We start from the raw sequence: 2,942 nt of genomic DNA on the forward strand, positions 1-2,942 counted from the left end.
CTCTATCGGCCGTACGAAGACTCCGACCAAAAGCAGGAAGCCGACGAAGCCGCCATTGCTGAGGCCTCCCGTGATGACGAGATAGCTGCCGGCGATCATGACCACGAGCTGGATCAGCCTTATGCCCATATAGTTCAGCGAATTGCTGGCCGACATGATGCGGTAGGCGTCGAGCTTGGTCTGGCGGTAGCGCTGGTTGTCATGCGCGAACAGCGTGCGCTCATGCTCCTCATTGGCGAAGGCCTGGACGACGCGCATGCCGCCGACATTCTCCTCGATGCGGACGTTGAAATCGCCGACACGCCGGTACAGCGCCTGCCAGTTGCGCTCCATGCGGTCGCCGTAGCGCATCGTCACCCAGGCGATCAGAGGCACGATCACCGCCGTGATCAGCGCCAGATGCATGTTGACCGTGAACATCAGCACGAAGGCGCCGGCGAAGGTCATGATGGCGATGAACAGGTCCTCGGGGCCGTGATGGGCGATCTCGCCGATCTCCTCGAGGTCCTTGGTGACACGGCCGACGAGATGGCCGGTCTTGTGGTTGTCGTAGAAGCGGAACGACAGCTTCTGCAAATGGTCGAAACTCTTGCGCCGCATCTCGGTCTCGATGTTGATGCCGAGCATGTGACCCCAATAGGTGACGACCGCCATCAGCACGGTGTTGAGCAGGTAAATCACCAGCAGCCCGGCAGACGCGATGATGATCAAGGTCCAGTCCTGCTGCGGCAGCAGCTGGTCGACGAAGGTGCGGACCGCCATGGGAAAGCCGAGTTCAAGCAGGCCGGCCAGCACCGCGCAGGAGAAGTCGAGCGCGAACAGCCCCTTCCAGGGCGCGTAGTAGGAAAGGAAACGTCTGATCATCGAGGTGAACCGCAAGCTGTCTTGACGGGCGCGGTGAGCGCGCCGGCCGTCATCGGTGGGCGCTGCTTACAATCGGCAGCGCAAGGGCGGCAATATGCCAGGACGGACTTCATTGCCTGCCTTTCCACATCAGCGCCATGAAATAGGGGCCGCCGACGAAGGCGGCGATGAGGCCGGCCGGCACTTGCCAGGGAAAGATCAGCGTCCGCCCTGCCCAGTCGGCGGCAACGAGGATCAGCCCGCCTGTCATGGCCGAGGCCAGAAGCTGCGGCACGGCGCGGTGGAAGCCAAGCATGCGTGCGAGGTGCGGCGCCATCAGGCCGACGAAGCTCAGCGGGCCGATGACCAATGTCGCGGTTGCGGTGGCCAATGCGGTGAGCGCAAGCAATGTGGCGCGAACACGTCCCAGTCGCAGGCCAAGGCCACGCGCGGCGGTTTCGCCGAGCGGCAGTATATCGAGCCAGCGCGCGGTCAGCGGCGCCAGCGCGAGGACGGTGACCGCGACCGTTGCGGCGGTGAAGGCATCCGTTGGCGTTGCGCGATAGGTCGATCCCGACAGCCAGGCGAGCAGGAAGTCCATGCGCGGATCGCCGCTGGCCAGAAGCAGCGCGGCGAAGGCGGACGCGACCGTCGCAACGGCGACGCCGGCAAGCAGCAGCCGTTCCGGCGACAGGGCATTGCGTCGCCCGACCAGCACGACGATCGTCAGCGCCAGCAAGGCGCCCGCCAAGGCCGCGCCGAGCATTGTTGAGCGGTCGAAGCTGTCGCTGAGCAGCAGCAGCGCCAGCACGCCGAAAGAGGCGCCGCCGGAAATGCCCAGGACCTCGGGTGCGGCCATCGGGTTGCCGGTCATGCGCTGCATCAGCGTGCCGGCGACGGCGAGCAGGACGCCCGCCGACAGGGCGACGACGACGCGAGGCGCGCGCAGGGCAAGCAGCTCGGTCAAATCCGCGGATGCGATCCAGTGCCAACCGCCTGCGCCACGGCCAAAGCCGATGGCGAGGACAACCGCGAGGATGAGCGCCAGCAGGCCCGCGATCAACGGCAGGCGGTTTGTCGGCAGGCGTATCGACGACACCATGTCGGCCTGCCTTTCGGGGGTGGTTCGCAGTCGCGGCAACAGGAACAGCAGCAGCGGCGCGCCGAGCAAAGCGGTCGCGGGGCCGGCGGGGATTTCGCCGGTGAACGGCAAAGGCTGCACCAGCCGGTAGGTGAGCCAGAGCAGGGCACCGCCGACCAGCGGCGACCAGACCAGGCGGCGGCCAAGCGTGCGCGCTCCGGCCAGCCGCGCCAGCGCCGGGGCGGCGAGCGCCACGAAACCGATGACGCCCACCTCGGCGACGACCAGCGCGCTAAGCGAGACGGCGACTGTCATGCCGGCAAGGCGGATGACGGCCGGCCGGGTGCCGAGCGATGCCGCGCCGTCGTCGCTGAGGTCGAGCAGGCGTAGCGGTCGCCAGAGTAGGGGCGCGGCGCAGATGCCGGCCAGCAGCCATGGCGCCAGAACAAGGACCGCCGCGTCGCCATTCTGCACCAGCGAGCCGCTCTGCCAGATGAACAGCTCCTCGGTGTATTCGCGGTTGAGCGCCATCAGCAGCGCGCCGGCCGAGCCGAAAGTGAGGCTGACGACGAGGCCGGCGATGATGATCGACACTGGCGAAAAGCTGCGCCCGCGCGCCAGTGCGAAAACGGCTGATGTGGCGAGCGCGCCGCCAGCCAGCGCCACGCCTTCGCGGCCACCTTCCAGCAACCATGGTGCGTAGAGGGTGGCGGCCGCCAATGCGAGGCTCGCTCCGGCATTGGTGCCGATCGTGGTCGGCTCGGCCAGCGGGTTGCGCAGCACATGCTGCATGACGACACCGGCGAGACCAAGTGCCGCGCCGGCCAGCATGCTGACGGCGACACGCGGGAGGAAGGCATAGCGATACAGCAACTGCGCTGGATCGGATGTGTCGGGAGCGGTGAGCGCATGCCACCACAAGTGCGTCGGGAAAAGGTTGATGAGATCGAAGATGGTCAGCATCAGTGCCAGGCCCGCGGGCACGGCCACCAGCAGGATGAACGCGCCGATGCCGTCG

At 67.0% G+C, this 2,942-nt stretch carries 2 protein-coding genes; both read right to left on the reverse strand.

The window, feature by feature from the left end; all coding sequences use genetic code 11:
• A partial coding sequence (locus EN893_RS26740; protein ID WP_164901129.1) for an ABC transporter ATP-binding protein occupies positions 1 to 864 on the reverse strand: 864 nt, incomplete at its 3' end.
• Between the two features lie 109 nt (positions 865 to 973).
• A partial coding sequence (gene fhuB / locus EN893_RS26745; RefSeq protein ID WP_245490913.1) for a Fe(3+)-hydroxamate ABC transporter permease FhuB occupies positions 974 to 2,942 on the reverse strand: 1,969 nt, incomplete at its 5' end.

The organism is Mesorhizobium sp. M7A.F.Ca.CA.004.04.2.1, from assembly GCF_004022825.1.
Classification (GTDB): Bacteria; Pseudomonadota; Alphaproteobacteria; order Rhizobiales; family Rhizobiaceae; genus Mesorhizobium.